This window comes from Marinimicrobium agarilyticum DSM 16975 (assembly GCF_000423345.1).
In the GTDB taxonomy this organism is placed as follows: Bacteria; Pseudomonadota; Gammaproteobacteria; order Pseudomonadales; family Cellvibrionaceae; genus Marinimicrobium; species Marinimicrobium agarilyticum.
Map to the genome: position 1 here is coordinate 383,989 of NZ_AUHU01000004.1, position 24,186 is coordinate 408,174.

A 24,186-nucleotide genomic window follows, 5' to 3' on the forward strand; every position below is an offset into this window, starting at 1 on the left:
AGAAGTGTCCAGATCACTCGTGCGCGACGCGGGTGTGGGCGTATCATTGTCCTGACTCCCGGTTTCACCGTAGAGTGATACGCCGCCGGAGCCCGGCCGGGCCAGTGTCGTCCGGCTCGATTCGTCCGGGGGGGTTGCGTATAATCCCGCGTCTAATTATATGATTTATAGGTAAGTGGCAGTGGTTCGCGAGTTACTGACAGAATTGATGGAAGAGCGGCTGAGCGATAATGGGCGCATCTTCTGGAATAAAGCGCAATCTGAGCTCCAAGAGGGCGCCGAGGGGCAAGGCTTTGCCAAGCTGCTGGCGCTGGCGAGCCGATACGCCAAGCGCCAGCCTCTGGGGCTGACGGAAACCGAGCTGGCCGCGGCCGAAGGGGCCTTGCCGGGGTGGAGCCCCCGGGCCTGGAATCGGCTCGAACTGCTGCGCGTCAATCTCATCCTGGCCCGTCCGGATTTACCGGGCGACAGTTTTGAGCGGGATTTCGAAGCCCAATTCCGTTTCGCGGACGAGGGCGAAACCTGTGCCCTCTACCGCAGTATTCCGCTGTTACCGCAGGGTGAGCGCTTTGTCTGGCGCGCGACCGAAGCCTGTCGTACCAATATGCAGACGGTGTTCGAGGCCATCGCCCTGGACTCTCCCTACCCGGTGACCCACTTTGACGATACCGCCTGGAACCAGTTGGTGATCAAGGCGCTGTTCCTGGATTGCCCGCTGTACCGGGTCTCCGGCCTGGACCAGCGGTTGAGTCCGGAGCTGACCCGCATGGCTCTGGATTGGGCCGAGGAGCGCCATAGTGCTGGTCGTGCTTACCATCTGGGGCTGTGGCTCTGTCTGGGGCCGCACGATGAAGCGCGAGTGCTACGGTTGCTTACGGACCACTGGCCCTCAGCCTCCGAAACCGAGCGCGCGGCCATGGTATTGGCGGCCGAGCGCGCTGGTCAGCAGGCTTGGTTGGCTTCCGTCGAGCCTCAGGACCCGGAAGTGTTACCCTACTGGCAAAATGCGAAAGAGGGCCGCAGCGATCAAACGCAATTCGCCCCTCTGTTCGCTGATGATCACTCCGCTCAATAACGACCTGTATAAGAAGAGGCGTGCCTATGCAGTATTTCGACCCGCACATCCACATGAGCAGTCGCACCACCGACGACTACCAGAACATGGCCGCCGCGGGCATCCGCGCGGTGATTGAACCCGCCTTCTGGATGGGCCAGCCCCGGACCAACGTGGGCAGTTTTATCGACTACTTCGCCAGTCTGGTGGGGTGGGAGCGCTTCCGGGCCTCCCAGTTTGGAATCGCTCACTACTGCACCATTGGCATCAACTCGAAAGAGGCCAATAACGAGGGGCTCGCGCGCGAAGCGTTGGAGATTCTGCCCAACTTCGCGCTCAAAGAGGGCGTGGTCGCCATCGGCGAGATCGGCTACGACGAAATCACCCCGGCGGAAGAGTACGTCTACCAGCGTCAGTTGGAGTTCGCCGTCGAACACGACATGGTGGTGATGGTTCACTCACCCCACCGGGACAAGAAAAACGGCATCATCCGCTCCATTGACGTGGCGCGTGAGGCCGGCGTGCCCATGAACAAGCTGGTGATCGACCACAACAACGAAGAGACCGTGGATGATGTGCTGAATTCGGGGGCCTGGGCGGCCTTCACCATCTATCCAAACACCAAAATGGGTTCCGAGCGCATGGTGGAAGTGGTGCGCAAGTACGGCCCCGAACGCATTATTGTCGACAGCTCTGCCGACTGGGGCGTCAGTGACCCCTTGTCTGTGCCCAAAACCGCCAACCTGATGCGCGAGCGCGGCATCGACGAAAAGGCCATTGAACTGAGCTGCTGGGGCAATGCGCTGGCCGCTTACGCTCAGTCCGGCCAGATCGACGAAGAGGAGCTGGCGAAACCGGCGGTGATCGACCAGCGCCAGTCCTACAATGACAACACCGTGCTGCGTGGCCAACAGCCCCGCGTTGATGAGCCGGTTCCCAATTGATTGCAGAAAAGCGGTAGCAATTCATGTGGCAAATTCACCAGGCGTTTACCATGACGCACGAGTTCCCGGTCTGTTTCGACCGGGGAACCCTGTCTCCGGACAATACGCTGCTGGCCGATATTGTGGCTCTGGCGGGCAAAGGTTGTCACCGGATCCTTCCGGTTATTGACGATGAGGTGTTGAAAGGGCATCCGGATCTGATCGACCGGCTGAAAGCCTACGCCGACACGCACAGTGAGCGTATCGAGTTGATTGAGCCCCCGCTTATGGTCCGCGGGGGAGAAATCTGTAAGTCCGAGCCGGTCGAAGTGGACGAGTTTTACCAGCGCACCCAGACCGACCGCATCGACCGGCACAGTTTTGCGCTGGTGATCGGGGGCGGGGCCGTCATCGATGCCATGGGCTACGCCGCTGCGACCGCGCACCGGGGCATTCGCCTGATTCGCATGCCCACTACGGTGCTCGCGCAAAACGATGCCGGCATCGGCGTGAAAAACGCGATCAACTACCGCGGACGGAAAAATTACCTCGGCACCTTCACCACGCCATTTGCCGTCATCAATGATTACGATTTTTTAAGCAGCCTGCCCGATCGAGACCGCATTTGCGGCATGGCCGAAGCCGTGAAGGTCGCCCTGATACGCGATGGCGAGTTTTTCCACTGGTTGCATCAGGCCCGCGAGCGGCTGGCGGCGTTTGAGCCGGAAGCGATGGAACACATGATCGCCCGCTGCGCGGAGCTGCACCTGAACCATATCCGCACCAGTGGCGATCCGTTCGAGCAGGGTAGCGCGCGGCCTCTGGACTTTGGTCACTGGGGCGCTCACCGGATGGAGGAGCTGTCGGGCTCAGAGCTTCGCCATGGCGAAGCGGTGGCGATCGGTATCGCCCTGGACTCCCTGTACTCCCATGCCCAAGGGATGATCGACACCGAAACCTTACTGGCGATTCGCGACACCCTGGAAGGCGTCGGCTTTACGCTCCGCCATCCGGCCCTGGAAAAGCTTGATATCGACGCGGCCCTGCAGGGCTTTCGCGAGCACCTCGGTGGCAAACTCTGTATCACTCTGCTCACTGAAGCCGGGCACGCGGAAGAGGTGGGTGAAATCGACCTCGCCATGATGCACGATTGTCGCCAACAGTTACTGGAGGCGAAATGGCCGGCCTGACCCAGCCACTGACCTACTGCAGCAACATCCACCCGGGCGAAGGCTGGGTGGACGTGATGAACAACCTCAACGCCCACGCGCTGGAAGTCAAACAGCGCCTGGGCGACCAGGCCCAGCGCCCCTTCCCTTTGGGGTTGCGAATCGCCGGGCAGGCCGCTGCCGAAATCGATGCCAAGGCAGTCGCACAATTCCAGGAGTGGTGCCACCAGCATGACGCCTACCTGCTGACCATCAACGGCTTCCCCTACGGTGCCTTTCACAACGAGCGGGTGAAAGAAAACGTCTACCTGCCGGATTGGCGCGAAGCGGAGCGAGTGCGTTATACCCAGTCCCTCGGGGACATCGCGGTGCAACTGCAACCCGATGCCCGAACCCTTTCCATCTCCACCGTGCCCGTGGCGTTCAAAGACGGCTTCTCCGAGAACGACTGGCCCGCCGTGCTGGACAACATCCAATCGGTCCTGGCGCACTTTGCGAACCTGAAACAGAGCACCGGCGTCCACGTGACCTTGGCCATCGAGCCCGAGCCCGCCTGTGTGCTGGAAACCACGGACGAGCTCCTCGCGTTTTTCGAACGGCTACGGCCCCGGCTGACCCTGGAGCAGAACGCGCACCTGGGCGTGTGTTTCGATTGCTGCCACCAGGCGGTGGAGTTTGAAGAACCCGAGGCGTGCTTGCAGCGGCTGACGGAAGCGGAAATCCCGATTGCAAAGGTTCAGGTCTCCAGTGCATTGCAGGCGAATACCACGGAAGAAGTAGGGCGGCTATTACGTTTTAACGAACCGGTTTACTTGCATCAAGCCGTAGCGCGCACTTCCGATGGAGGGTTGCATGCATTCAGTGATTTGCCAGCATTTGAAGCGGCGCTGTCTAACGGATTAGCTCCAGAAGAATGTCGGGTGCATTTTCATGTGCCGATCTTTCTGGAGCACTTGGGTGATTGCGGAACAACCCAACCGTTCTTGAAACGGCTGCTTCCGCTGCTTCCTCCAAATGTTCCACTCGAAGTAGAAACGTATAGTTTTGGTGTTTTACCGGAACACTTAAAAGCTGACTCGGTGGGCGAAAGTATCGCCCGTGAGTTGTCTTGGGTAAAAATGATACTTGACGATAACTGAATACGCACTGAGAAGTTGACGCCGTTGGTCCGACAATCCGACCAAGACCCGCCGTGAACCCATCCATGGGGGCTTCTCATCGGCATCCATGCCTCAGAGAGTCTTGGTCGAATTGTCGGACCAACGGCTCTCTCCATCGATTACTGTGCCCATTTTTAGAGTTTTAATATGCATAGAACCGTTGTGTTGAATATTGTCGGGCTGACTCGCGCTTTGCTGGGTGAGCACACGCCCAACTTGAACCGTTTGTCAGAAAGAGCAACGGATATTGAGCCGGTTAGGCCTGCTGTCACTTGCACCGCTCAAGCGACTTACACGACAGGGAAACCGCCAAAGGATCACGGTATCGTCGCCAATGGCTGGTACTTCCGGGAGATGAACGAAGTCTGGTTGTGGCGGCAGAGTAACAAGCTGGTGCAGGGGCCCAAAGTCTGGCACATGGCAAAGGAGCGGGACCCGAGCTTTACCTGTAGCAATACCTTCTGGTGGTACGCCATGGCCACCGATGCGGAGTTTACCCTGACGCCGCGTCCCTTGTATCTGGCGGACGGACGGAAAGAGCCGGACTGCTATACCTGCCCACTGGAATTGCGGGAAACCCTGAGCGAGAAGTTCGGCAACTTTCCCCTGTTCAATTTCTGGGGGCCGATGACCAATATCAAGTCCAGCCAGTGGATTGCGGACGCAGCCAAGTACATTGAGGAAGCCCATCAGCCCAGCCTGCAGCTGGTGTACTTGCCCCATATGGACTACGTGCTCCAGAAAGAGGGGCCCGATGGCGATATCGCCAAGGATCTGGAAGAAATCGATGCCCTGGCGGGGGACTTGCTCGATTTTTTTGAAAAGCGTGGCTGTCGTGTGATGGTGTTGTCCGAGTACGGGATTCAGAACGTGTCTCGGGCCATTCATCCCAACCGGTTGCTGCGTGAGGCCGGTATGCTGTCTGTGAAAGTGGATCTGGGGCGTGAGTATCTGGATTATTTCAGCTGTCGGGCGTTTGCCGTGGCGGACCATCAGATTGCTCACGTCTATGTTCACGATGCGGCGAATGTTCCGGCAGTGCGCCAGGTTTTTGAGGGGGTCGAAGGCATCGACCGTGTGCTGGATAAAACCGAGCAGGCGGAGCTGGGCCTGGACCATGAGCGCAGTGGCGAGCTGGTGTTGTTGGCCAAGCCCGACAGCTGGTTTACCTATTATTTCTGGCAAGACGATGCCCGCCAACCGGATTACGCCCACCAGGTTGAAATTCATCGCAAGCCGGGGTTCGACCCCTGCGAGTTGTTTTTTGATCCGACGCTTCGGTTTCCCAAGCTCAAGGCGGCCAGGCGAGTGGCGCAGAAAAAGCTGGGATTCCGCTATGTGATGGATGTAATTGCGGTGGCGCCGGAACTGGTGAAGGGCTCCCACGGGGTCAGCGACGGTTCGCCCGAGTCCATGCCGCTGCTGATGAGCACTGAGCCCGATCTGATTCCACAGAAAAGCGTGCCGGCCACCGACGTTTGCGGTTTGATGTTGAAACATTTGTTTGATTGATTTTCTTCCACAATAAGAGAGCGCCATGCCTTCTGTAAAAACTCTGCTGACCCTCTGCCGGGTCAGCAATCTGCCGACCGTCTGGATGAATGTGCTGACCACCGCGGTGATCGTCAGTGCGATGGTGGGCGGCACCTATACCATCGGCCTGATTCTTCTGGCGTTGTCGTTTTTCTATGCCGGCGGGATGGCCCTCAACGATTATTGTGACCGGGACTGGGATACTCAGCACCAGCCCTATCGGCCCATCCCCTCGGGGCGGGTCACCTCGCGGCAGGTGTTCAGCATTGTGATTGGGCTGTTTGCAGCGGGCTTTGTTTGTCTGTTTTTTGCGCCGGATCACCGCGCGCCTTTGGCGGGGCTGGCGTTGCTGGTGGTTATTTTTCTGTATGACTGGCTGCACAAAAAGCACTGGAGCACGGTCTTTCTGATGGCGTTGACCCGTCTGGGCGTCTACGCCGTGACCGCAGTGGCGCTGATCGGGGAGGTGCCGGCCCTGGTCTGGTTGGCCGGTGGCATCCAGACGCTCTATACCCTGTCGGTGACCGTGGTGGCCCGTTGGGAAAACAGCCGCGGTAAGAGTTTCGGTTTCCCGGTCATTCCCTGGATGATTGCCGGTATGGGGATTGTCGACGGTCTTTTTCTGGCCGTCCTGCTCGACCCCATATGGCTTCTGGTGGGCGTGGCGGCGACGTTGCTGACCCGGTTGAGCCAGCGGTATGTCCGGGGCGATTGACTCGCCCCGGCCTTACGCCCCTGAAACGTCAATAATTCAAGGCGCCAGACATTCCATACACCGGGCGTAAACTGCGCGCGGATCGTCCAGTTCGCTCAATGCCCTCAGAGGTTCGAGTAGGGGCGCCAGTTGCCGTTTCAGGTCTTGAGAGAGCCACTGGCTTTGTTGCACTTGCGGCAAAAAGGCGCTGACCGAGCTCCGGCTGATCTGCCGGGCCAGTTGCTCGAAGGGCGACAGCGGCCGGGTAATCACGCGCACCTCGTAAGCGTCCATCTCCGCGTGGCTCGCGGCGGCAGCGATGGTTTCTTTGAGGCTGCCGAGTTGATCGACCAGCCCCAGTTCGTGTGCGGTAGCACCGGTCCAGACCCGGCCCTGAGCCAACTGGTCGACGCGCTCCTGCGTCAGGCCGCGGGCTTCGGCCACCATGCTGGTGAACTCGTCGTAAATGTGATTGATGGTCTGTTGCACAATGGCTTTCGCTTGTGGGGTCAGGGTGCGGTCCAGACGCATGGCGCCCGCCAGCGGGGTGGTCCCGACGCCATCGACGTTGATGCCAATCTTATCCAGACTTTCCTCGAAGGTGGGAATCGCGCCGAACACGCCGATGGAGCCGGTCAGCGTGGTGGGCGTGGCCCAGACCTCATCGGCGCCCATGGCCATCCAGTACCCTCCGGAGGCGGCCATGCTCCCCATGGATACCAGTACCGGCATCCCTTCCGCCCGCAGGGCTTCGATTTCGCTGCGGATCACCTCTGAGGCGTAGGCGCTGCCGCCACCACTGTCGATACGAATCACGACCGCTTTGATGGACGGGTCCTCCCGCACCTGTTGTAGCCGTTGGATGAAGGTTTCACTTCCGATGCTGCCCTCGGGCTGCTCGCCGGTTTGAATGGTGCCGGTGGCGAGAATCAGGCCCACTTTTCCGTCGGCTTCTTTGCTTTGCCGGCGATCGGTATCGGCGAGAAACGTCTGGTAGCCGATGCCGTTGTACCCTTCGCCCTGCTGGCTGTGGCCGAAGCGCTCCACCAGCATCTGCTCCCGTTCCCGGTGGGACTGGATGCCGTCCACGAGCTTGGAGTCCAGGGCCAGTTGGGCGCTGTCTCCCTCCACCGCCTTGAGCAGTGAGTCCATTTGGCTGATGTAGTCGTTAATGGCGCCGCTGGGCAGTTGTCGCTGCGCTTCCACGCGGCTGGTGTAGACGCCCCAGAGCTGGTTGAGCCACTCGCTGTTGTGCTCGCGAGAGGCCGGAGACATGGAGTTGCGGATGTAGGGCTCGACGAAATCCTTGTACTGGCCGACGCGAAAGACGTGGAAGTTGATCGCCAGTTTGTCGATCGCATCCTTGAAGTAGGTGCGGTAGTTGGAATACCCGGTGAGGAGGATGGAGCCCATCGGGTCAATGTAGATTTCATCGGCGTAGCTGGCGAGGTAGTACTGTTCCTGGGTATACAGGCTGCCCGTGGCGATGATGGGTTTGTCGGTTTCCTTGAACCGCCCCAGAGCCGCTCCGATTTCCTCGAGCTTGCTGATGCCCCCGCCGAGCATATCGTCCAGTTCCAGAACCAGCGCGGAGACCCGTGGGTCCTGTCGGCCGCTGTCGATGGCTTTGACCAGGTCGCGCACGGGGGTTTCAAACGACTCGTTGCTGCCGTTCATCAACATTTCCACGGGGGCGACGTAGCTCTCTTCATCCACCAGAAAACCGCTGGGTGAAAGCGTCAGGGCAAATGAATCCGGCAGAACCAGGGGTTCTTCGGAGCTGGTCAGGGCGAACACGATGAACAGCAGGATCAGCAGGAAAATCAGATTGCTGAGTGTGACCCTCAGCCAATTGATGGCTCGCCCCAGAAAGCGGAAAAAACGCCGGATCGGCCCCGGCTTGCGAGGGCGCTCGGTGTGGTCGTTGTAGGGGGTATCGTCGTAGCGCACGGTGCTATTCCTTGTTGTCAAAGTCGTCGTTCAGCATTCAGGCGTCGGTTGTTGTAGAGCCGGAGTCTCTTGCCGTTGTTTCCCATAGCCACCATTGTTGGCGCCAGCGGCTGGCCATCATGGCGCCGATAAAGAGTATCACGCTCAATGTGACCACCAGATAGTCGCGCCAGTAGGACAGGGGTGAAATCGTGTTGGCCACGGACCAGGTGAAATAGATCAGAATCACAAAGCACAGCCAGCTGTAGGTGCGATGGTGCCCGCGCCAGAGGCCGGGAATAAAGATTGCCAACGGGATGACCTGTACCAGCCATAGCTTCCATTGAGGCTCGGTCTGAATCAGCGTCAGTACCGTAAACAGGATGAGCAGGGCACTGAAACAGGTCAGAACCGTGGTCCGCGCCAGCCAGAGTTTTTGGCGGACGTGCCGGGCCTGTTCAGTGTCTCGTGGGGCCTGGGGGGCCATTCCCATGAGGAACTCCTCTAATCGTTGTTGGTTTTTCTTTGTTGGATCTCTCCGGCCAACCGGGCCAGACGTTCGCCGAGGGCCTGGCACAGCGTGATTTCGTCATCGCTGAGTGCTTCCGGTTCGGGGCCGGTGGCCCAGTGAGAGGCGCCGTACGGGGTTCCGCCGGTACGGGTCTGGGTCAGGGCCGGTTCGCTGTAAGGCTGGCCGACCAGAATCATACCCTGATGCAGCAGCGGTAACATCATTGACAGCAGTGTGGCTTCCTGGCCGCCGTGCAGGCTGGAGGTCGAGGTGAAAACGGCTGCCGGTTTGTCGATCAGGTCACCGTTGACCCAGAGGCTGCTGGTGCTGTCGAGGAAATACTTCAACGGGGCTGCCATGTTGCCGAACCGGGTGGGGCTGCCCAACAACAGGCCGGAGCAGTGCTTGAGGTCTTCCAGGGTAACGTAGGGCGCACCGCTGTCGGGTACCGCCGCAGCGCTGGCCTCGGTGTCGGCGGAAACCGGGGGGACGGTGCGCAATCGCGCTTCAAAGCCCCCGGCGCGGTTTACCCCGCGGGCGATCTGCTGCGCCATGGCGCGAGTGGCGCCCGTGCGGCTGTAGTAGAGAATCAGAATGTAGGGCATGCGTTCAGGTCCCGGTGGTGAGCGTTTCGGCCTGGCGGGTCTCGCCGCCACTGTGCACTATACTTGCCTCGCCGCAGGACCCACAACGGCGCCGAGCATCCTCGGTTGGAGCCTGTCCCCAGGGGGTGTTGTGGTACAGTGTGGTCATTATTGGCCTCAATATTGTCGGGGTCTGACACACAGGATTGTCGTTTATGCGGGATTTGTTTCAAGCGGAAAACCGGCGCCATTATGCTCGGCTGTTCTGGCAGTTTCTCCAGATGATGCAACGCCAGGTGCGCGATACTGACTGCATGAAGAGTGCGGCTCAGTTGACCTACGTAACCTTGTTCGCGTTGGTGCCACTGATGACCGTCACCTACTCCATGTTTTCCGCTATTCCCGCGTTTCAGGGTCTGGGCGAAGAGGTGCAAGCGCTGATCTTCGCCAATATGGTACCCGAAACCGGTCAGGAGTTGCTCGGGCATTTACAGAACTTCTCCCAGCAGGCGCGCCGGCTGACCATTGTGGGCGTCATTTTCCTGGTGGCGTCTGCCTACTTCATGCTCGCCAATATCGAAAAGAACTTCAACGCCGTCTGGGGCATCGTGAAAGGGCGCCGGGGCATTTCCAAGTTTCTTCTGTACTGGGCGGTGCTGAGCCTTGGGCCGCTGCTGCTCGGTATTGGCCTGGCCATGAGTACCTACCTGGTGTCACTGCGGCTGCTGATGGACGGCTATCAGGTCCTGGGCTGGATTACCTGGATATTCGAGTTCACCCCCTGGTTGTTGACCTCGGCCACTTTTACCTTGTTGTTCGCGGCGGTTCCCAACTGCAAGGTGCCTCTCAAGCATGCCATTATCGGAGGCGTCACGACGGGGTTTGTGTTCGAAGTGCTGAAGGCGGTCTTCGGGGTGATTGTGGCGAACTCCGCTCTCAGCTCCATCTACGGCGCCTTTGCCATCGTGCCGCTGTTCCTGCTTTGGGTGAATCTGACCTGGCTGGTTATTCTCTCGGGGGCGGTGTTGGTCCACACCATTGGTATTTATCAGATCTCCCTGCGCGATCGCGGTTATCCGGACCTGGTGGCGGCCACGGTGGTGCTCTGGCATTTTTATCGCCGCAGTTTGGACGGTCGGGGGCTGGAAAGCAGCGAGTTGTTGGCGTTGGGGCTGTCGACCGATCAGTGGCAGCGCATTCGCGAAGCGCTGCAGAAAAAGAACTGGATCGCGGTCACCAATCAGGACGATTTCGTGCTCTGCCGGGATCTGCACCACCGCCGGGTATCGGAGCTGGCGGCCCTGCTGGATTTGCCGCGCGTGTTGCCCGAACCCTCACGGGGGCTGGATAAGCTGCCCTGGTATCCGGTGCTATACCGCCGGCTGGAAAGCATTGAACGGTTTTCTCATGAGCAGTTGGATATGACCTTCGCCGAGCTGTTTGAAAGCGAAGAGAGCCCGGGAGCGAAAGAAAAAAGCGACAAGTCCTCTGGCTCATCGGTGGAGGTTTAGCGGCTCATGCGGTTATCGATGTTCGGCGAGAAGATGACGAGTAATGCGGGGATTGTGACCCTCATGGAAGATCTGGGGGATGCGCTGCGGGTCAACCCGGATATGATCTTCATGGGGGGCGGGAATCCGGCGGCCATCCCCGAGGTGGAGGCGGCCCTGGAAGATGCCCTGCAGGGGGCGATGAACGACCCGGCGGTGCGCCGGCCCATGCTCGGCGTCTACCAGCCACCTCAGGGGGATCCCGAGTTCCTCGACACCTTGGCGCAGGAGTTGCGCCGCCACTGTGGCTGGCCGGTTTCCCGCGCCAACCTGGCGCTCTCCAACGGCAGTCAGTCGGCGTTCTTTGTGCTGTTCAACCTGCTGGCCGGCCAGGGTAGGGATGGAGAAAACCGTCGGGTGCTATTGCCTCTGGTCCCGGAGTACCTGGGGTATTCCGATGTCGGTCTCGCCCCGGGCCTTTTCCGTGCCAACCGCCCGGCGATAGAGAATTTGCCCGACGGCCTTTTCAAGTACCACGTTGATTTTGACCGTCTGCAACTGGATCAGGAAGTGGGGGCGTTGTGCCTGTCACGCCCCACCAACCCGACCGGCAATCTTGTCTCGGATGAGGAGTTGGCACGCCTGGATGAACGCGCGCGCGATGCGCAGGTCCCGCTCATTCTCGATGTGGCTTACGGGGCGCCTTTCCCCGATATTACCTACCGTTCGGTACAACCGTTCTGGAATGAGAATACCATTCTGGTGATGAGCCTTTCCAAGCTGGGGCTGCCGGGGGCCAGAACAGGCATCGTCGTGGCCAACCCGGAAGTGATTAACGCCTTTACCAACGCCAATACGGTCATGAGTCTCGCCTGCGGCAATCTCGGGCCGGCGTTGGCGCAGCAGTTGCTGGTGCGCGGGCAATTGACGACGTTGGGGCCGCAGGTGATCCAGCCTTTTTACAAAATCCGGATGGAGGCCGCGCTCGCCGTATTCCAGCGTCAACTCCAGGGCCTGCCGGTACGGATCCATCGCCCGGAGGGCGCTTTTTTCCTCTGGTTATGGTTTCAGGACCTGCCGATCAGCAGCCTCTCACTGTACGAGCGGTTGAAGCGCCGTGGGGTGTTGGTGGTACCGGGGGAACATTTTTTTCCGGGGCTGGAGGATGACTGGCCGCACAAACACCAGTGCTTGCGGGTGACTTATTGTCAGGACCCGGCGCGCATTGAACGTGGGGCGGAGATTCTCGCGGATGAGGTGCGGCGGCTGTATGGGGAGGGGCGCTAGCGGGCCGGCGTCAGCGGCCCGCCAGTCGGCGGTGTCGTGAATCCGGCTATTGCAGAGCCATCATGGCGGCGGCCATCTCGTCGCTCAGATCCTCGGCTTCTGCGGACTGCATGTCCGGGTCCATGCCCAGACGCTCGAAGGCCGTCACTTCCTCGTAGTCCATTTCCCCCAGCGTGGAGTCGTCACCCATATGGCTTTGGAGCAGCGCTACGGTCACGATGTCGGCATAGTCGGCGGTGGGCGCCTTGCGCGAGAACTCCAGGTGCTGACTGGGGACGTTAATCAACTCCTTCGGAAACTCCCAGGCTTTCAGAATCATATCGCCTATTGGCCCCTGTAGCTCCTCAATGACACGATCCAGGGTCAGGCTGTCGACCAGTAGCGAAGGATGGTCTTCGGCGTAGGTCAGGATCGGAAGTACCCCGATCTTGTGGACCAGGCCCGCGAGCGTGGCCTGATCCGGGCGCAGTTTGGTGTAATGCTTGCAGAGCACGTGGCAGATACCCGCCACCTCGCTCGAGCGCATCCAGACATCCCGAAGGCGCCGGTCGACCAGGTCGGACGTGGCCTGGAACATCTGCTCCATCGCCAGGCCGGTGGCCAGGTTGCAGGTGTATTCCATGCCCAGGCGCATCAACGCGGTTTTCAGGTCCTCGATCTGGCGGTTGGCACGCAGCAGAGGGCTGTTGGCCACGCGCACGATGCGGGCGCTCAGAGCCGCATCATTGCCGATGACCTTGGCCAGTTGGTCCAGGTCGGCGTCGGGGTCATCGGCCACCTCCCGCACCCTCAGGGCCACTTCGGGCAGCGTGGGTAGAACCAGTTGGTCGTTTTTGATGGCATTCACAATTTCTTGGCGAACGCGCTCTACAACGTGACTCATGAGGCTTCCTGTTTCGGTTGTTGTGATCGGGTAGCGATTGTGTTGTTTCCGGGGGGCAAGCCTCCCGGTGAGCTTACTCGACAGTATAGGGCAATGTACCGACACGGGCGGAAAAAGTCTCCCCAATCGATAGCGTCTGCTCCAGCGCACTGTCGTCCAAGACGGCCAGGCATTCCAGAGCGCCTTGTTCGTCGGATGCCACCGTTACCAGCTCCCCCGCCTTCTTGCCATCTTCCCGGTGAAGGGGCACGCCCGGCTGACATTGCTCAGGGGGGGAGCCCGAAGCATGCAATCGGCGCATATGGGATTTGAGCTTGCCTTTGTAGTGCAGGCGCGCCACGATTTCCTGGCCGGTGTAGCAACCCTTGCGAAAGCTGACCGCGCCGATCAGGGGGAAGTTGAGTGCTTGTGGCGTGAACTGCTCCCGGGTTTGCGGCAGCACCTCACCGATACCCGCGCGGATGTCCAGCAGCCGCCAGAATTCATCCCCGGTTGTCGGGGCGCCTAAAATCTGCTCAAGGCCTGGCGAGGCTTCGGCGCTGAGCCAGCATTCATAGCGTTGCTCGCCCAGCGCCAGAATCACGGAGCCGTCTTGGGTGGCGCGCCAGTCCCCGGGGGTGTCCGGCGGTTCGGTCAGGTGTTCGCTAAGCGTGGCGCGGGCCTCGTCCCCATAGAGCCCTCGCAGTTGATAGCGACCGGCTTCCTCGGTCAGCTCTGCTTTGGAGAATAGGATGTATTTACCCAGGGACTCCTTGACGGCGGCCACCATGGACGTGGGAACTCGCAGTAAAAAGTGCTCTTCGTCCAGGGCGAGAATGCGGAAACTGAATTGCATCCGGCCTTTGGGAGTACAATGCGCCCCAAGGCGGGATTTTCCGTCCTGAAGGTCGCGCACATCGCAGGTGACCTGCCCCTGAAGAAAGGGTAGGGCCTGGGGGCCGGTGACGGCCATGACGGTCCAGTCGTTGAGTTTGAACCATGGGGCACTGCTTGACATGAAGGGCTCCGGGTTGAATTTCACATGGTTTGTGTTAAAACTAAACCATTATTCGTAAATCGCTGAGCGGAATGATAGAACGATAACACGTCCGCTCCAAGTGATGGTGTCCTCTAAGCGTCAGGTACAACAGCGTATTGAAACAGTCTATCGACAGCGGCTGATGGTGATTCTAAGAAAGCAACTTTAAAAACACGTGGGCCACTAATTCAGATCGGGCCGATAGTACTGCTGTTTGTTTCGCCCTGAGTTCCGCTCCGGGTGATGTGTTGAGTCAGATGCAGGTGGAAGTTGTTGTGCGACGCAAAATAGTTCGTAGAGGCGTGACCCGTGCCGTGGTGGCGTCTCCCTATTTCTGGTTATTGGTGGGTTGTGTCCTCACGGTGGTGGCGATGCTGGGCTACCCGTATCTGCCTGAGAAGCGCTTGCAGCTGGTAAATGATGATGCCGATGCCTACATATATGCCGATCCGAAGAACTCCGTCGAGTGGCTGGATATGGAGGCGCTACGCTGGCGCTGTCAGATTAGGGATTCTCATGGCGAAGCCTTCTGTGGATTCAACATTGTTCTGGGCGAAGATAATTCCCAGGGGGTTGATTTCAGTCAGTATGATCGTCTCAATCTCGACTTAAGCTACTCCGGTGCCAGTCGGTCATTACGCTACTATCTGCGCAATCGCGAACCCGGCTTTTCCGAAAGGGATGACCCAGAAACCCACAAGTTCAATCAGACTCAGATTTCGGTGGAGTTTCTGCCCGAGGGGCTCTCTATCGGGCTCGATGAATTTTATGTGGCGGAGTGGTGGCTCTCTGGCTTCAGCGTTCCCCGGGCTATTAGCGGCCCCAGTTTTGATCATGTAACCTCTTTTGGAATTGATCTGGCCTACCCGGCTGCTAGCGGCGAGCATATCGCCCAGTTACACGGCGCGGAACTGGTAGGGGACTGGGTATCCCGGGACAGCTGGTACGCAGGCATTATCATTTCATGGGTGGTCGTACTGACGCTGTTTGGCAGCTATCGGCTCTACGATCTTCGCCAGCGTGTGCTTCTTGAGCGACGGCGCGCGGAGAAAGTGGCGGAGCGCAATCGCGAGCTGCGCCAGGAAAGCCAGCAGTATCGGGAATTGTCTGAGCACGACCAACTGACCGGGTTGCTGAACCGCCACGGAATCACCCGGGAAATTGAAAAGTTCTTCGCTCTGCCGGAAAACACGATAGCGCTGTTGGTGATCGATATCGACCACTTCAAGTCCGTCAACGACACCCACGGACACGACATCGGTGACCGGATTTTGCGGCAAATGGGCGAGGTCCTGTCCGACAGTGTGCGCCAGAGTGACCGTCTGGCCCGTTGGGGCGGCGAGGAGTTTGTGCTTCTATTGCCTGAGTCCGATGGCGGGGTGGCGCAAATGGTGGCGGAGAAGTTACGCCAACGGGTTGCCGATACGCGTTTTGAAGCCCTGCCGGAGCATTCGGTCACCATCAGCATCGGGGTGGGGGTGCGTCAGTCAGGCGAGGATTATCATGCCCTGTTTCGGCGGGTCGATACGGCGCTTTACCGAGCCAAAGATGGCGGACGGAATCGTGTGGAGCTTTCCGTAGAGGGGTAGGGACGGCGTGCGCTCGAGGCGGTATAGAGGCGAGGGCTCGCCGGGTGCTATACTGGCCGGACTTTTTCGGGGGAGGTGTTTGTGGAAAAGAACCGCCTATTTTGGGGCAGCCGCCGTGGCATGCTGGAGTTGGACCTGATTCTGTTGCCCTTTCTGGAAAACGTCTACCCGACGTTGGAGCCGGAAGATAAAGAACGCTATTGGAAACTGCTGGAAGCTGAGGATCAGGATCTGTTTGCCTGGTTTCTCCACCGCCACGCCCCTGAGGACCCGGACCTGAAAAGGATTGTCGACATTGTCCGAGCCAATACTGGAATCAACGCGCAATAATCAAACCCCTCCACGGAGTACCCTGTGGGTCCCATTGCGACCGTCTCGGTGGCTGGTCCTGGCCCATGGTGCGGTGTTGCTTACCTTGAGTCTGCTACCCCTGCTCGCGCTGATCTCCAGTCGCCCCACGGCCATTCACTGGTTTGCCCTGATGGCGTTTGAGGGGTTGCTGGTGGCCGAGTATTGGCGTTTTCATCGCGCCCGGACAAGCCCATCGCCCGAGGCGGTTACCTGTGAAGAAGATGGCAGTTGGTCGCTGTCGTGGGGGAGCCGCTCAGTAACGGCTGAGGCAGTGGGGGAGCAGGTGGTCTTGCCCTGGTTGCAGGTGCTCCGACTCAGGGAGGTGGCTAGCGCCAGGCGCCACAGGCTGATCGTTCTGCCCGACTGCGCCAGCCGTGATGACCGGCGACGGTTGCGCCTGTGGATGCGCTTGGGGCGTGGCTAATCTTTATTGACGATCACATTCTGGTCCGCATAGTTCATGGGTACGAGAATCGTGTCCTTGGCGATGGGCGAGCGTTCGGGGTAGTCCATGGAGAAGTGCAGCCCGCGGCTTTCCTTGCGGACCATGGCCGAGCGGATGATCAGCTCCGCCACCATGGCGAGGTTGCGCAACTCGATCAGGTCACTGCTGACTTTGTAATTGCTGTAGTATTCGGCAATTTCCTTCTGTAGCAATTTGATTCGATGGGTCGCCCGCTCCAGGCGCTTGCGAGTGCGCACGATGCCGACATAGTCCCACATAAAACGCCGCAACTCGTCCCAATTGTGGGAGATGATCACGTCCTCGTCCGAGTTGGTAACCCGGGATTCATCCCACTGGGGCGCGGTTTCCGGTATGCCGATTTCCCGCAGACGGTCCCGGATATGGTTCGCTGCCGACTGGGCGTATACCACGCACTCCAGCAGTGAGTTGCTCGCCATACGATTGGCGCCGTGCAGGCCCGTGAATGAGGTCTCGCCAATGGCATAGAGATTCATCAGGTCGGTCTGACCGTGTCGATCGACCATGACGCCGCCGCAGGTGTAATGGGCGGCCGGTACCACAGGAATGGGCTCTTTGGTAATGTCGATGCCGAATTCCAGACACCGGGCCTTGACGGTGGGGAAATGCTCGGCGATAAATTCCGCCGGTTTGTGACTGATGTCCAGGTAAAGGCAATCGCACCCCAGGCGCTTCATCTCATGGTCAATGGCCCGGGCGACCACGTCCCGGGGAGCCAGCTCCTCCCGCGTGTCGAACTTGGGCATAAAGCGTTCGCCGCTGGGCAGCCGTAAGTAGGCACCCTCACCACGAAGGGCTTCGGTAATCAGGAAGGTTTTGGCCCGGGGGTGGTACAGACAGGTGGGGTGGAACTGATTGAACTCCATGTTGGCCACCCGGCAACCGGCGCGCCAGGCCATGGCGATGCCATCTCCGCTGGCGCTGTCCGGGTTGCTGGTGTACAAGTACACCTTGCTGGCCCCACCGGTGGCAAGCACCACGGCGCGAGCCTGAAACACATGAACGTGGTCGTCTTTTCGGCTCAGGGCGTAGGCGCCGGTGCAGCGCAGCCTGGAGGAGCCCTTATCCGCCTGGGTGATCAGGTTGAGGGCCACATGGTCCTCGAAGACCTCGACGTTCGGTTCGGCTTGTATCCGGTCGATCAGGGTGCTGTGTACGGCTTCGCCGGTGGCATCTGCACTGTGAATAATGCGCCGATGGCTGTGTCCGCCTTCCTGGGTCAGGTGGTAGGCGCCATTGTCGCTCTCCTTGGTAAAGCTCACGCCCTGGTCGATCAGCCAGCGGATGGCGTCTTTGCTACGCTCTACGGTGAAGCGCACGGCATCCTCGTGACACAGGCCGGCGCCGGCGTTCAGCGTGTCGGTGACATGGGCCTCGACTGAGTCCTCATCGTCGAGCACGGCGGCGATACCGCCCTGGGCAAACCAGGTGGAGCCCTGGTTGACGGCGTTTTTGCTCAGAACGTGCACCCGACCGTGCTGGGCGAGCTGCAGCGCAAGCGTGAGCCCGGCCGCGCCGGAGCCAATGACCAATACGTCGCTGCTGAAGTGCTTACTCATTCACTCGTTACCTGTAGTGATACGGGAGATCGCGGTTACGCCGGCTTGCCCCGGAGAGATCAATCCCGGAAGATGTCTGCCGTTTTGCGGATTGTCTTCCAACGCCGCGGTTAGAGCTGGGCGGAATTAACCCGTATAATAGCAAGGCTCACAGTCAGTGTCTTAGAGATCATCGAGGAATATTGACGCTTGCGCTTATGAACTTTTGCTCAGTTGGTGAGTCTTTTAGTCAGTAATCGGCCTAACTGAGCACCGGCGCCGTCCCATGAGGAAGCGTTACGGGGCCAGTCAGAGTAAAGCATGTGAAGCGCTAACGACACGTAAAGTGCCAACAACAAGAGATTAACGATTTGGCTCCGGTGCTCACGCGCCGGACCGCTTGGGGGTTTTGGGATGACAGCGCACTCCGCGCAGGACACCGATCAACAACTGGTCGAAAGGGTACAGAAAGGCGATAAACGTGCCTTTGACATGCTGGTCGTGAAGTATCAGCATAAGATCTACGCCATTATCGGACGCTATATTCGCGATCAGGCGGAAGTGCAGGACGTCGCCCAGGAAGCCTTTATCAAAGCCTATCGCGCACTGGCCAAATTCCGGGGCGACAGCGCTTTTTACACCTGGCTGTACCGGATTGCCATCAACACCGCCAAAAATCACCTGGTGGCGCGCAACCGTCGTCCACCGGCCAGCGATGTCGAGGTGGACGAGGCCGAGTTCTATACCGGCAGCGAGGCTCTGAAAGACATCGACACCCCGGAGCACAGCCTCATGCGCGACCAATTGCAGGCCGTGCTGGACAAGGCGATTCGCGATTTGCCCGAAGATTTACGCACTGCCGTGACTCTGCGGGAAATGGAAGGTCTCAGCTATGAGGACATTGCAGCGATCATGGACTGCCCGGTGGGGACCGTCCGGTCGAGGATATTCCGGGCTCGGGAGGCCATCGATCGCTGTATTCAGCCGCTGATGGCGTAGTCGTAAATGTTTGTTAAGATTTTTTGGTCTTTAGCTGAACCTTTCCTGAACAGACCAGTCTGATTCCATGAAAGGTCGGAGGTCCGAAAGACGCACAAGCGCTTGAGGGCATTATTGAAGTCGCATCTTGAAGGTACACGCGCGATGACTGAACAAAGCAATCACTCCCTCTACGAATCCCTGTCGGCGCTGGTTGACGGTGAAGCCTCCGAGTTGGAGGTTCGCCGGCTGCTGAAGGCAGAGGATGAGGAGCTGAAAGCACGCTGGAGCCGCTATCAACTGGCGGGTGCGGCGATGCGCCGCGAACTGGGCGCTATGGCTCCATCCGGGTTTGCGGAGGGGATCAGTGCGGCGCTTGAAAGTGAGGCGGTGCTGGAGGCCCCGCAGCGTCACTGGTGGCAGAAAATCGGCCAGGTGGCCGTCGCCGCATCGGTGGCCGGTGCGGTATTGATCGGTGTTCAGCAGTACCCCGGTGACACCCAACAAACGGCGGTGGCGGATGCCGATATCTCCGCGCCGCAAGCCGATGACAACGATGTGGGTCGCAGCCAGACCATTTCCCTGCCGGCCGGGTACCAGCCGCCCTCCTTACCGCTGGCCCGCACGGTCAGTCAGGAGAGTGGTTATGAGCCGGCCAGCCATCCTTCCAGAGAGGTGATATTCGTTCCGGTCCGCGTCGACTCTGGGCAGGTGCCCTCCGAGGAAATTCGGGCCTACCTCAACGAGTTGATGCGCGCGCACAGTGGCCATGCGGTGCGTAACAGTAATCAGGGCGTGCTGCCCTATGCCCGGGTTACGACTGACGCAGAGGAGTGATTTTTGTTGAGGCCGAGTTGCACTGTTGTTGTACTGTTGCTGCTGGCCTCCAGTTACACTTGGGCCAGCAATGACGATCCGTTGGCGTTGTTGCAGCGTATGGAGCAAGCCCGCCAGACGCTGGACTACGAAGGCACTTTTACCTATGAGCACCGAAGCGAGATGGAAAGCTTTCGAGTGCAGCACTGGGTGGAAGGAGGCAAGGTTCACGAGCGTCTGGAATATCTCAATGGGCCCGAGGGGGCGGTAAGGCAGCTGGGCGACCCACTGCTGTGCCACACCACTGGGTATCGTCTGCTTCACCCCGATACGTCGGCCGACGATGTGGCGAGGCTGGATCGCTTTTACCAGCTAACCGTGCGGGGAGAAGACCGCATCGCCGGGCGCTCCGTCACCATTGTCGAAGTCCGCCCGAGAGACCAACTCCGTTACGGTTATCTGTTGGGGCTCGACCAGGAAACCGGTCTGCTACTTAAATCCCTTCTGTTTGATGAACATCAGCGCCTACTTGAGCGCTTCCAGTTTGTGGAACTCGACCTGGACCCGAACGTGGAACAGTGGACCCTGCAGGCGCAAACCTCCGAGCCTGATATCGGAAACTGCGCGGGTGGAACCCGCGAAGAACCCGCCCGATGGGCTCTGAATTGGCTTCCGCCGGGGTTTGTCTACTCCGGGGAGCGACAGCTATCGGATAACATCAGCATGTTGATGTACACTGATGGCCTTGCCAGCTTCTCCGTTTTCCTACAACCGCTGGGCAGCCGAACCTTGAACCTGGAGGGGCGGGCTCAGCGCGGGGCCATTTCGGCTTTCATGGGGCAACTGGAGGCCGGCGACGCCTATTACCGGGTGACCGTGGTGGGCGAAATCCCCGGTGGCGTTGCGGAACAGCTGGCCCGAGGCATCCAGCCAATCGGCCACCACGGCCGATCGACGAGCGAAGCTGCCGAGACTCCCTGAGTGAGCCCCGCAACGACCGGGGCGGCTTGACCGATTGATTTGAGGCTTTTCTATGATCACCGAAACCGGGCGTATTGTCGCTGTGGAGCAGGACGGTCTGTGGGTGGAAACTATTCAGCAGTCCACCTGTGGCAGCTGTGCGGCGCAAAAAGGTTGTGGTCAGAGCCTGATGTCCCGTCTGATGGGCCATACCAGCTACCTGTGGGTGCTGCTGGAAGGGCGCAACTCAGAAGACTACCACCTCGGCGAGGAAATTCAGATCGGGGTGCCCGAAACCGTCGTCGTTCGGGGCTCGCTGTTCGTTTACCTGGTGCCGTTGCTTGCCATGATCCTGGGTGCCGGGCTGGCCCAGCAATGGTGGGCTTCGGATGGGCTGAGCGCGCTGGGTGCCCTGGTGGGCTTGCTGGGCGGTGGTGCGTTGGTGCGCTGGCGGGCCCACCAAACCCGCCATGATCGCCGGTTGCAGCCGGTATTGCTGGACGACCGCCAGCCGGTTACTGTGCTTCCTTCCTGAGGGCGGTGCCATGCTGTCAGTAACCGCCAACCTCGCTATCCCCGAACACGAGATCGAATTGACGGCCATCCGCGCCCAGGGTGCCGGTGGCCAGAATGTCAATAAGGTGAACAGTGCAACCCACTTGCGCTTTGATGTGCGGGCCTCTTCGCTTCCCGATGAAGTCAAAGAGCGCCTGTTGCAGACCAGCGACCAGCGGCTGACCACCGACGGGGTGGTAGTGATCAAAGCTCAGCGCTTTCGGACCTGGGAGAAAAACCGGGCTGATGCGCTCGATCGTCTGGCGGAGTTGGTGGCCAGGGCGAGTCACCAGCCCAAAAAGCGTCGCTCGACCCGCCCGTCCAAGGCGGCCCGCCAACGACGAATGGACCGCAAAACCCACCGTGGCTCCATCAAGCAAAAGCGCGGTAAAATCAGCTGGTGAGGGCGGTCGTCAACCAGCGCTGACTGTGGCTTCCACGTTCAGCCTGGACTCCGGCTCAGGTACTTCACGCCACAGTCTGTCCCTTAAGGTGTCGAAACCTTCCCCTTCGCCGGAGGTGAGCCATTGCGCCAGCGCCTGGGCGACAGCGGGGTAGTTCACCGGTCGTGGTCGCGGCATGGCCAGCCAGTCCCCGATGGCCTGTTCTGTCAGTACCTGCGCTACAGCGCCGTAACCCAGTTGGCTCAACGCAAAGGCATTGGACTGCTGCTCCATTTGCCCCACTACGGGCTGAACCAACAGTTTCTTCCCCAGTTGTATCGCTTCGCTCGGTAGTTCAAATCCGGCACTGCAGATAACGCTCTCGCACCGATGCAGGTCGGCCTGAAACCCTTCGCGGGAAAAGGGACGAATGTGGATGTGTCCCTCGTCCGTTGCTTCCGGGACTTGCTGGTAGACGTAAAACTGAGTGTTGGGAAAGGCCCGCAGTTGCGGCACGATATCCTCGGGCTGCGCGAAGGGAAGGTACACCAGACACTGGTTGGTCCGACACTCGTTGGGGTAGTTCGATGGTTCGATCAACGGCGGTAGAATGGGCTGGTTGAAGTGATGCCAATGCAAGCCGATGGCTTTCTCCACCGGCGCAAAGTTACGCATGAACCAGCGCACGAACAGGTTCTCCCCACGTTTGGGAATCGGGTGAAGAAAAGCACATTGGTGTGACAGACCGATACTGGGGAGCCCCGCCCGTCGGGCGGCCCAGGCGGTGACCGGCTCAAAATCGTTGATGAGTAAATCGTATTGGCTGACATCCAGCGAGCGGATGTCGCGATAGAGTCGGCGTAAATGGCTGCTGAGCAGGGTCTGCCCGTAGCGCACGCGACCGTGGGTGGTGACGAACGTGAGCCCGCGAAAACACTGGTAATCCCCGAAAATGTCCATATCGAAGTAGTCTTCAGGGGCGCGCCCGGAAAATACCCAATCCACTTCTACGCCTTGTTCGGCCAGCGCTTTGGCCATAATCCGGGCGCGGGTGGTGTGACCGTTGCCCGTGCCCTGAACGCCGTACAAAATTTTCATAAAACTCCTGGAGTGGACCGTAACAGCGGCGCCAGGTAGAGCCCGACCAGGGCTGCGCCAGAACCGAGCAGTGCCCCGGCGGCGATATCGCTCGGGTAGTGCACCCCGAGCAGTACGCGGCTGGCACCGATAAGGCTGGCCCAGAGATAACAGGGTAGGGCGAAGGCCGGGTAGAAGCTCGCGATCAATGCGGCGAACAGAAAGGCCGCTGCCGTGTGGCCGGAAGGAAAACTGAACTGGTCCGACGGCGTGATCCAGGCTTCGTAGAAGTCGATTTTCATCGCCGGCCGGTCTCGCTTGATGGCATTTTTGAGCACCAGGTACAGGCTGACATCCAGGGTATAAGCAATCGCCCCGGCCATCACGAAAGCCGTTCCGCTTTGGGGCTCCATCAGGGCGATGGCGATGGCCGCCAGAACGTAGAGGTGGCCGTCCCCGGTTCGCGAGATCCACCGTACCGACTTGCGGTAGGGAAAGCGCTTGGTGACGTGCAGCCAGAGAAAAGCGAGCGTATCGAGCCGATGGACGCGTTCAAACAGACTGTTCATAGGACACCGCCTTACATTGGCATTAGCCTTCGACGTGTCTATTGATATCATTCCGTTGTGAATCTTATATGACAGCGTGAAAGACGGCATTCTCATCCTCATGACAATCCGCTACCGTAAGCGCGTTTTGAAGACCCTCTGGAGACATCAATGCCCAAACCCGGTAAAACCGGCCTCAGCCGGATCGTAGACGCCTTCGGTTACTCCATGCGCGGCTTCGCGGCGGCGTGGCGGTTTGAGGCCGCCTTTCGCCAGGAGGTGTTCCTGGCCCTGGTTCTGATGCCCCTGGCTTTTTGGTTGGGGGAGGGAATGCTCGAGCGGCTTTTGTTGATCTCCAGCCTCTTCTGGGTGCTGATGGCCGAGATGGCCAACTCCGCGGTTGAGGCGGCCATCGACCGAACCGGGGATGAAATCCATGTGCTGGCCGGGCGCGCCAAAGATATGGGCTCTGCTCTGGTTCTACTCAGTCTGATACTTCTGGGGATTATCTGGGGGTCTTTTCTGTGGGAGCGGCTGAGTCATTGACGTTCTCTCCCCATCTGGCGATTTGATCTTGTGTCGGCTTTTCGATTCGGGTAAATTGGGCTCTGTTTAATTATCTGATAAATAATACGGTTGACGATCGGCGTCGTGCAGTGGGTTCTCGACACG

The 24,186-nt window shown here is 59.5% G+C and carries 25 protein-coding genes; 17 read left to right on the forward strand and 8 right to left on the reverse strand.

From position 1 onward, the window contains the following. The first annotated feature begins 181 nt into the window (after positions 1-181). From G547_RS22505 to G547_RS20170, 6 genes are all read left to right on the forward strand, one after another. Positions 182-1,075 carry an EboA domain-containing protein gene (locus G547_RS22505; RefSeq protein ID WP_157209784.1) on the forward strand — a complete coding sequence of 298 codons (894 nt, stop codon included), beginning with the start codon at positions 182-184 and terminating at the stop codon, positions 1,073-1,075. 26 nt (positions 1,076-1,101) lie between these two features. Further along, positions 1,102-1,998, forward strand: a complete 897-nt coding sequence (locus G547_RS0104795) for a TatD family hydrolase (RefSeq protein ID WP_036187072.1) — start codon at positions 1,102-1,104, stop codon at positions 1,996-1,998. A 23-nt stretch (positions 1,999-2,021) separates the two neighbouring features. Next, positions 2,022-3,167 (forward strand): 3-dehydroquinate synthase, encoded by a 1,146-nt coding sequence (locus G547_RS0104800; RefSeq protein ID WP_027328864.1) that lies wholly within the window; start codon positions 2,022-2,024, stop codon positions 3,165-3,167. Next, positions 3,155-4,285 carry a metabolite traffic protein EboE gene (gene eboE / locus G547_RS0104805; protein ID WP_027328865.1) on the forward strand — a complete coding sequence of 377 codons (1,131 nt, stop codon included), beginning with the start codon at positions 3,155-3,157 and terminating at the stop codon, positions 4,283-4,285. The genes G547_RS0104800 and eboE overlap by 13 nt, the downstream gene beginning before the upstream one ends. A 168-nt stretch (positions 4,286-4,453) precedes the next feature. After that, entirely contained in the window at positions 4,454-5,818 is a 1,365-nt protein-coding gene (locus G547_RS0104810) for an alkaline phosphatase family protein (protein ID WP_027328866.1), read from the forward strand. Between the two features lie 25 nt (positions 5,819-5,843). Beyond that, positions 5,844-6,554, forward strand: coding sequence for a UbiA family prenyltransferase (locus G547_RS20170; protein WP_051234821.1), 711 nt, complete (start codon positions 5,844-5,846; stop codon positions 6,552-6,554). A gap of 36 nt (positions 6,555-6,590) precedes the next feature. Here the strand turns inward: G547_RS20170 and sppA are convergent, their stop codons facing one another. The 3 genes from sppA to wrbA are packed head-to-tail and all read right to left on the reverse strand — an operon-like array spanning position 6,591 to position 9,578. Beyond that, the gene (gene sppA / locus G547_RS20175) at positions 6,591-8,483 is read right to left on the reverse strand and encodes a signal peptide peptidase SppA (RefSeq protein WP_051234823.1); all 1,893 of its coding nucleotides are present in this window, start codon (positions 8,481-8,483) and stop codon (positions 6,591-6,593) included. Positions 8,484-8,520: 37 nt separating this feature from the next. Further along, the gene (locus G547_RS22510; RefSeq protein ID WP_051234825.1) at positions 8,521-8,955 is read right to left on the reverse strand and encodes a DUF2069 domain-containing protein; all 435 of its coding nucleotides are present in this window, start codon (positions 8,953-8,955) and stop codon (positions 8,521-8,523) included. A gap of 11 nt (positions 8,956-8,966) precedes the next feature. After that, entirely contained in the window at positions 8,967-9,578 is a 612-nt protein-coding gene (gene wrbA, locus G547_RS0104830) for an NAD(P)H:quinone oxidoreductase (protein WP_027328867.1), read from the reverse strand. A 194-nt stretch (positions 9,579-9,772) separates the two neighbouring features. Here wrbA and G547_RS20185 point away from each other — a divergent pair, with 194 nt between their 5' ends. Further along, positions 9,773-11,068 (forward strand): YihY family inner membrane protein, encoded by a 1,296-nt coding sequence (locus G547_RS20185; protein ID WP_051234827.1) that lies wholly within the window; start codon positions 9,773-9,775, stop codon positions 11,066-11,068. Positions 11,069-11,074: 6 nt separating this feature from the next. Then, positions 11,075-12,334 (forward strand): valine--pyruvate transaminase, encoded by a 1,260-nt coding sequence (locus G547_RS0104840; protein WP_027328868.1) that lies wholly within the window; start codon positions 11,075-11,077, stop codon positions 12,332-12,334. A gap of 46 nt (positions 12,335-12,380) precedes the next feature. Here the strand turns inward: G547_RS0104840 and G547_RS0104845 are convergent, their stop codons facing one another. After that, positions 12,381-13,217 carry an HDOD domain-containing protein gene (locus tag G547_RS0104845; RefSeq protein ID WP_027328869.1) on the reverse strand — a complete coding sequence of 279 codons (837 nt, stop codon included), beginning with the start codon at positions 13,215-13,217 and terminating at the stop codon, positions 12,381-12,383. Positions 13,218-13,290: 73 nt separating this feature from the next. After that, on the reverse strand, positions 13,291-14,214 hold the full coding sequence (ygfZ, locus tag G547_RS0104850) for a CAF17-like 4Fe-4S cluster assembly/insertion protein YgfZ (RefSeq protein WP_027328870.1): 924 nt from the start codon (positions 14,212-14,214) through the stop codon (positions 13,291-13,293). Between the two features lie 296 nt (positions 14,215-14,510). Here ygfZ and G547_RS0104855 point away from each other — a divergent pair, with 296 nt between their 5' ends. The 3 genes from G547_RS0104855 (at position 14,511) to G547_RS0104865 (ending at position 16,599) form a co-directional block, all read left to right on the forward strand. Beyond that, complete coding sequence (locus tag G547_RS0104855; RefSeq protein WP_169449426.1) at positions 14,511-15,824, forward strand: GGDEF domain-containing protein; 1,314 nt, start codon at positions 14,511-14,513, stop codon at positions 15,822-15,824. 81 nt (positions 15,825-15,905) lie between these two features. After that, complete coding sequence (locus tag G547_RS0104860) at positions 15,906-16,154, forward strand: FAD assembly factor SdhE (RefSeq protein WP_027328872.1); 249 nt, start codon at positions 15,906-15,908, stop codon at positions 16,152-16,154. 34 nt (positions 16,155-16,188) lie between these two features. After that, a complete protein-coding gene (locus tag G547_RS0104865; RefSeq protein WP_027328873.1) occupies positions 16,189-16,599 on the forward strand; it encodes a protein YgfX in 411 nt (136 codons plus the stop codon). Here the strand turns inward: G547_RS0104865 and nadB are convergent. After that, the gene (gene nadB / locus G547_RS0104870; RefSeq protein ID WP_027328874.1) at positions 16,596-18,218 is read right to left on the reverse strand and encodes an L-aspartate oxidase; all 1,623 of its coding nucleotides are present in this window, start codon (positions 18,216-18,218) and stop codon (positions 16,596-16,598) included. The two genes, G547_RS0104865 and nadB, sit on opposite strands and share 4 nt — an antisense overlap. Before the next feature lie 393 nt (positions 18,219-18,611). On the opposite strand from nadB, the gene rpoE reads away from it, so the two are divergent. From rpoE to arfB, 5 genes are all read left to right on the forward strand, one after another. Next, complete coding sequence (gene rpoE / locus G547_RS0104875; RefSeq protein WP_027328875.1) at positions 18,612-19,196, forward strand: RNA polymerase sigma factor RpoE; 585 nt, start codon at positions 18,612-18,614, stop codon at positions 19,194-19,196. A gap of 144 nt (positions 19,197-19,340) precedes the next feature. Then, positions 19,341-20,012, forward strand: coding sequence for a sigma-E factor negative regulatory protein (locus G547_RS0104880; RefSeq protein ID WP_027328876.1), 672 nt, complete (start codon positions 19,341-19,343; stop codon positions 20,010-20,012). 3 nt (positions 20,013-20,015) lie between these two features. After that, positions 20,016-20,972 carry a MucB/RseB C-terminal domain-containing protein gene (locus G547_RS20190; protein ID WP_157209787.1) on the forward strand — a complete coding sequence of 319 codons (957 nt, stop codon included), beginning with the start codon at positions 20,016-20,018 and terminating at the stop codon, positions 20,970-20,972. A gap of 52 nt (positions 20,973-21,024) precedes the next feature. Further along, positions 21,025-21,486: a SoxR reducing system RseC family protein gene (locus G547_RS0104890; protein ID WP_027328877.1), complete on the forward strand. Its 462-nt coding sequence runs from the start codon at positions 21,025-21,027 to the stop codon at positions 21,484-21,486. A gap of 10 nt (positions 21,487-21,496) precedes the next feature. Next, entirely contained in the window at positions 21,497-21,910 is a 414-nt protein-coding gene (arfB, locus tag G547_RS0104895; protein WP_027328878.1) for an alternative ribosome rescue aminoacyl-tRNA hydrolase ArfB, read from the forward strand. A 9-nt stretch (positions 21,911-21,919) separates the two neighbouring features. On the opposite strand, the gene G547_RS0104900 is transcribed toward arfB, so the two are convergent. Both G547_RS0104900 and G547_RS0104905 read right to left on the reverse strand, forming a co-directional pair. Continuing rightward, positions 21,920-22,987: an MJ1255/VC2487 family glycosyltransferase gene (locus G547_RS0104900; RefSeq protein ID WP_027328879.1), complete on the reverse strand. Its 1,068-nt coding sequence runs from the start codon at positions 22,985-22,987 to the stop codon at positions 21,920-21,922. Beyond that, positions 22,984-23,535, reverse strand: coding sequence for a phosphatase PAP2 family protein (locus tag G547_RS0104905; RefSeq protein ID WP_051234829.1), 552 nt, complete (start codon positions 23,533-23,535; stop codon positions 22,984-22,986). Before G547_RS0104905 ends, G547_RS0104900 begins: the two co-directional genes overlap by 4 nt. 150 nt (positions 23,536-23,685) lie before the next feature. Here G547_RS0104905 and G547_RS0104910 point away from each other — a divergent pair, with 150 nt between their 5' ends. Beyond that, positions 23,686-24,060, forward strand: a complete 375-nt coding sequence (locus tag G547_RS0104910) for a diacylglycerol kinase (protein WP_027328881.1) — start codon at positions 23,686-23,688, stop codon at positions 24,058-24,060. Positions 24,061-24,186: the final 126 nt, after the last annotated feature.

Bases quoted from the DNA above. Each gene is read 5' to 3' on its own strand.
- G547_RS0104795 (WP_036187072.1), top strand. From the start codon at position 1,102: ATGCAGTATTTCGACCCGCACATCCACATGAGCAGTCGCACCACCGAC.
- G547_RS0104800 (WP_027328864.1), top strand. From the start codon at position 2,022: ATGTGGCAAATTCACCAGGCGTTTACCATGACGCACGAGTTCCCGGTC.
- eboE (WP_027328865.1), top strand. From the start codon at position 3,155: ATGGCCGGCCTGACCCAGCCACTGACCTACTGCAGCAACATCCACCCG.
- G547_RS0104810 (WP_027328866.1), top strand. From the start codon at position 4,454: ATGCATAGAACCGTTGTGTTGAATATTGTCGGGCTGACTCGCGCTTTG.
- G547_RS20170 (WP_051234821.1), top strand. From the start codon at position 5,844: ATGCCTTCTGTAAAAACTCTGCTGACCCTCTGCCGGGTCAGCAATCTG.
- G547_RS22510 (WP_051234825.1), bottom strand. From the start codon at position 8,955: ATGGGAATGGCCCCCCAGGCCCCACGAGACACTGAACAGGCCCGGCAC.
- wrbA (WP_027328867.1), bottom strand. From the start codon at position 9,578: ATGCCCTACATTCTGATTCTCTACTACAGCCGCACGGGCGCCACTCGC.
- G547_RS20185 (WP_051234827.1), top strand. From the start codon at position 9,773: ATGCGGGATTTGTTTCAAGCGGAAAACCGGCGCCATTATGCTCGGCTG.
- G547_RS0104840 (WP_027328868.1), top strand. From the start codon at position 11,075: ATGCGGTTATCGATGTTCGGCGAGAAGATGACGAGTAATGCGGGGATT.
- G547_RS0104845 (WP_027328869.1), bottom strand. From the start codon at position 13,217: ATGAGTCACGTTGTAGAGCGCGTTCGCCAAGAAATTGTGAATGCCATC.
- ygfZ (WP_027328870.1), bottom strand. From the start codon at position 14,214: ATGTCAAGCAGTGCCCCATGGTTCAAACTCAACGACTGGACCGTCATG.
- nadB (WP_027328874.1), bottom strand. From the start codon at position 18,218: ATGAGTAAGCACTTCAGCAGCGACGTATTGGTCATTGGCTCCGGCGCG.
- rpoE (WP_027328875.1), top strand. From the start codon at position 18,612: ATGACAGCGCACTCCGCGCAGGACACCGATCAACAACTGGTCGAAAGG.
- G547_RS0104880 (WP_027328876.1), top strand. From the start codon at position 19,341: ATGACTGAACAAAGCAATCACTCCCTCTACGAATCCCTGTCGGCGCTG.
- G547_RS0104890 (WP_027328877.1), top strand. From the start codon at position 21,025: ATGATCACCGAAACCGGGCGTATTGTCGCTGTGGAGCAGGACGGTCTG.
- arfB (WP_027328878.1), top strand. From the start codon at position 21,497: ATGCTGTCAGTAACCGCCAACCTCGCTATCCCCGAACACGAGATCGAA.
- G547_RS0104900 (WP_027328879.1), bottom strand. From the start codon at position 22,987: ATGAAAATTTTGTACGGCGTTCAGGGCACGGGCAACGGTCACACCACC.
- G547_RS0104905 (WP_051234829.1), bottom strand. From the start codon at position 23,535: ATGAACAGTCTGTTTGAACGCGTCCATCGGCTCGATACGCTCGCTTTT.
- G547_RS0104910 (WP_027328881.1), top strand. From the start codon at position 23,686: ATGCCCAAACCCGGTAAAACCGGCCTCAGCCGGATCGTAGACGCCTTC.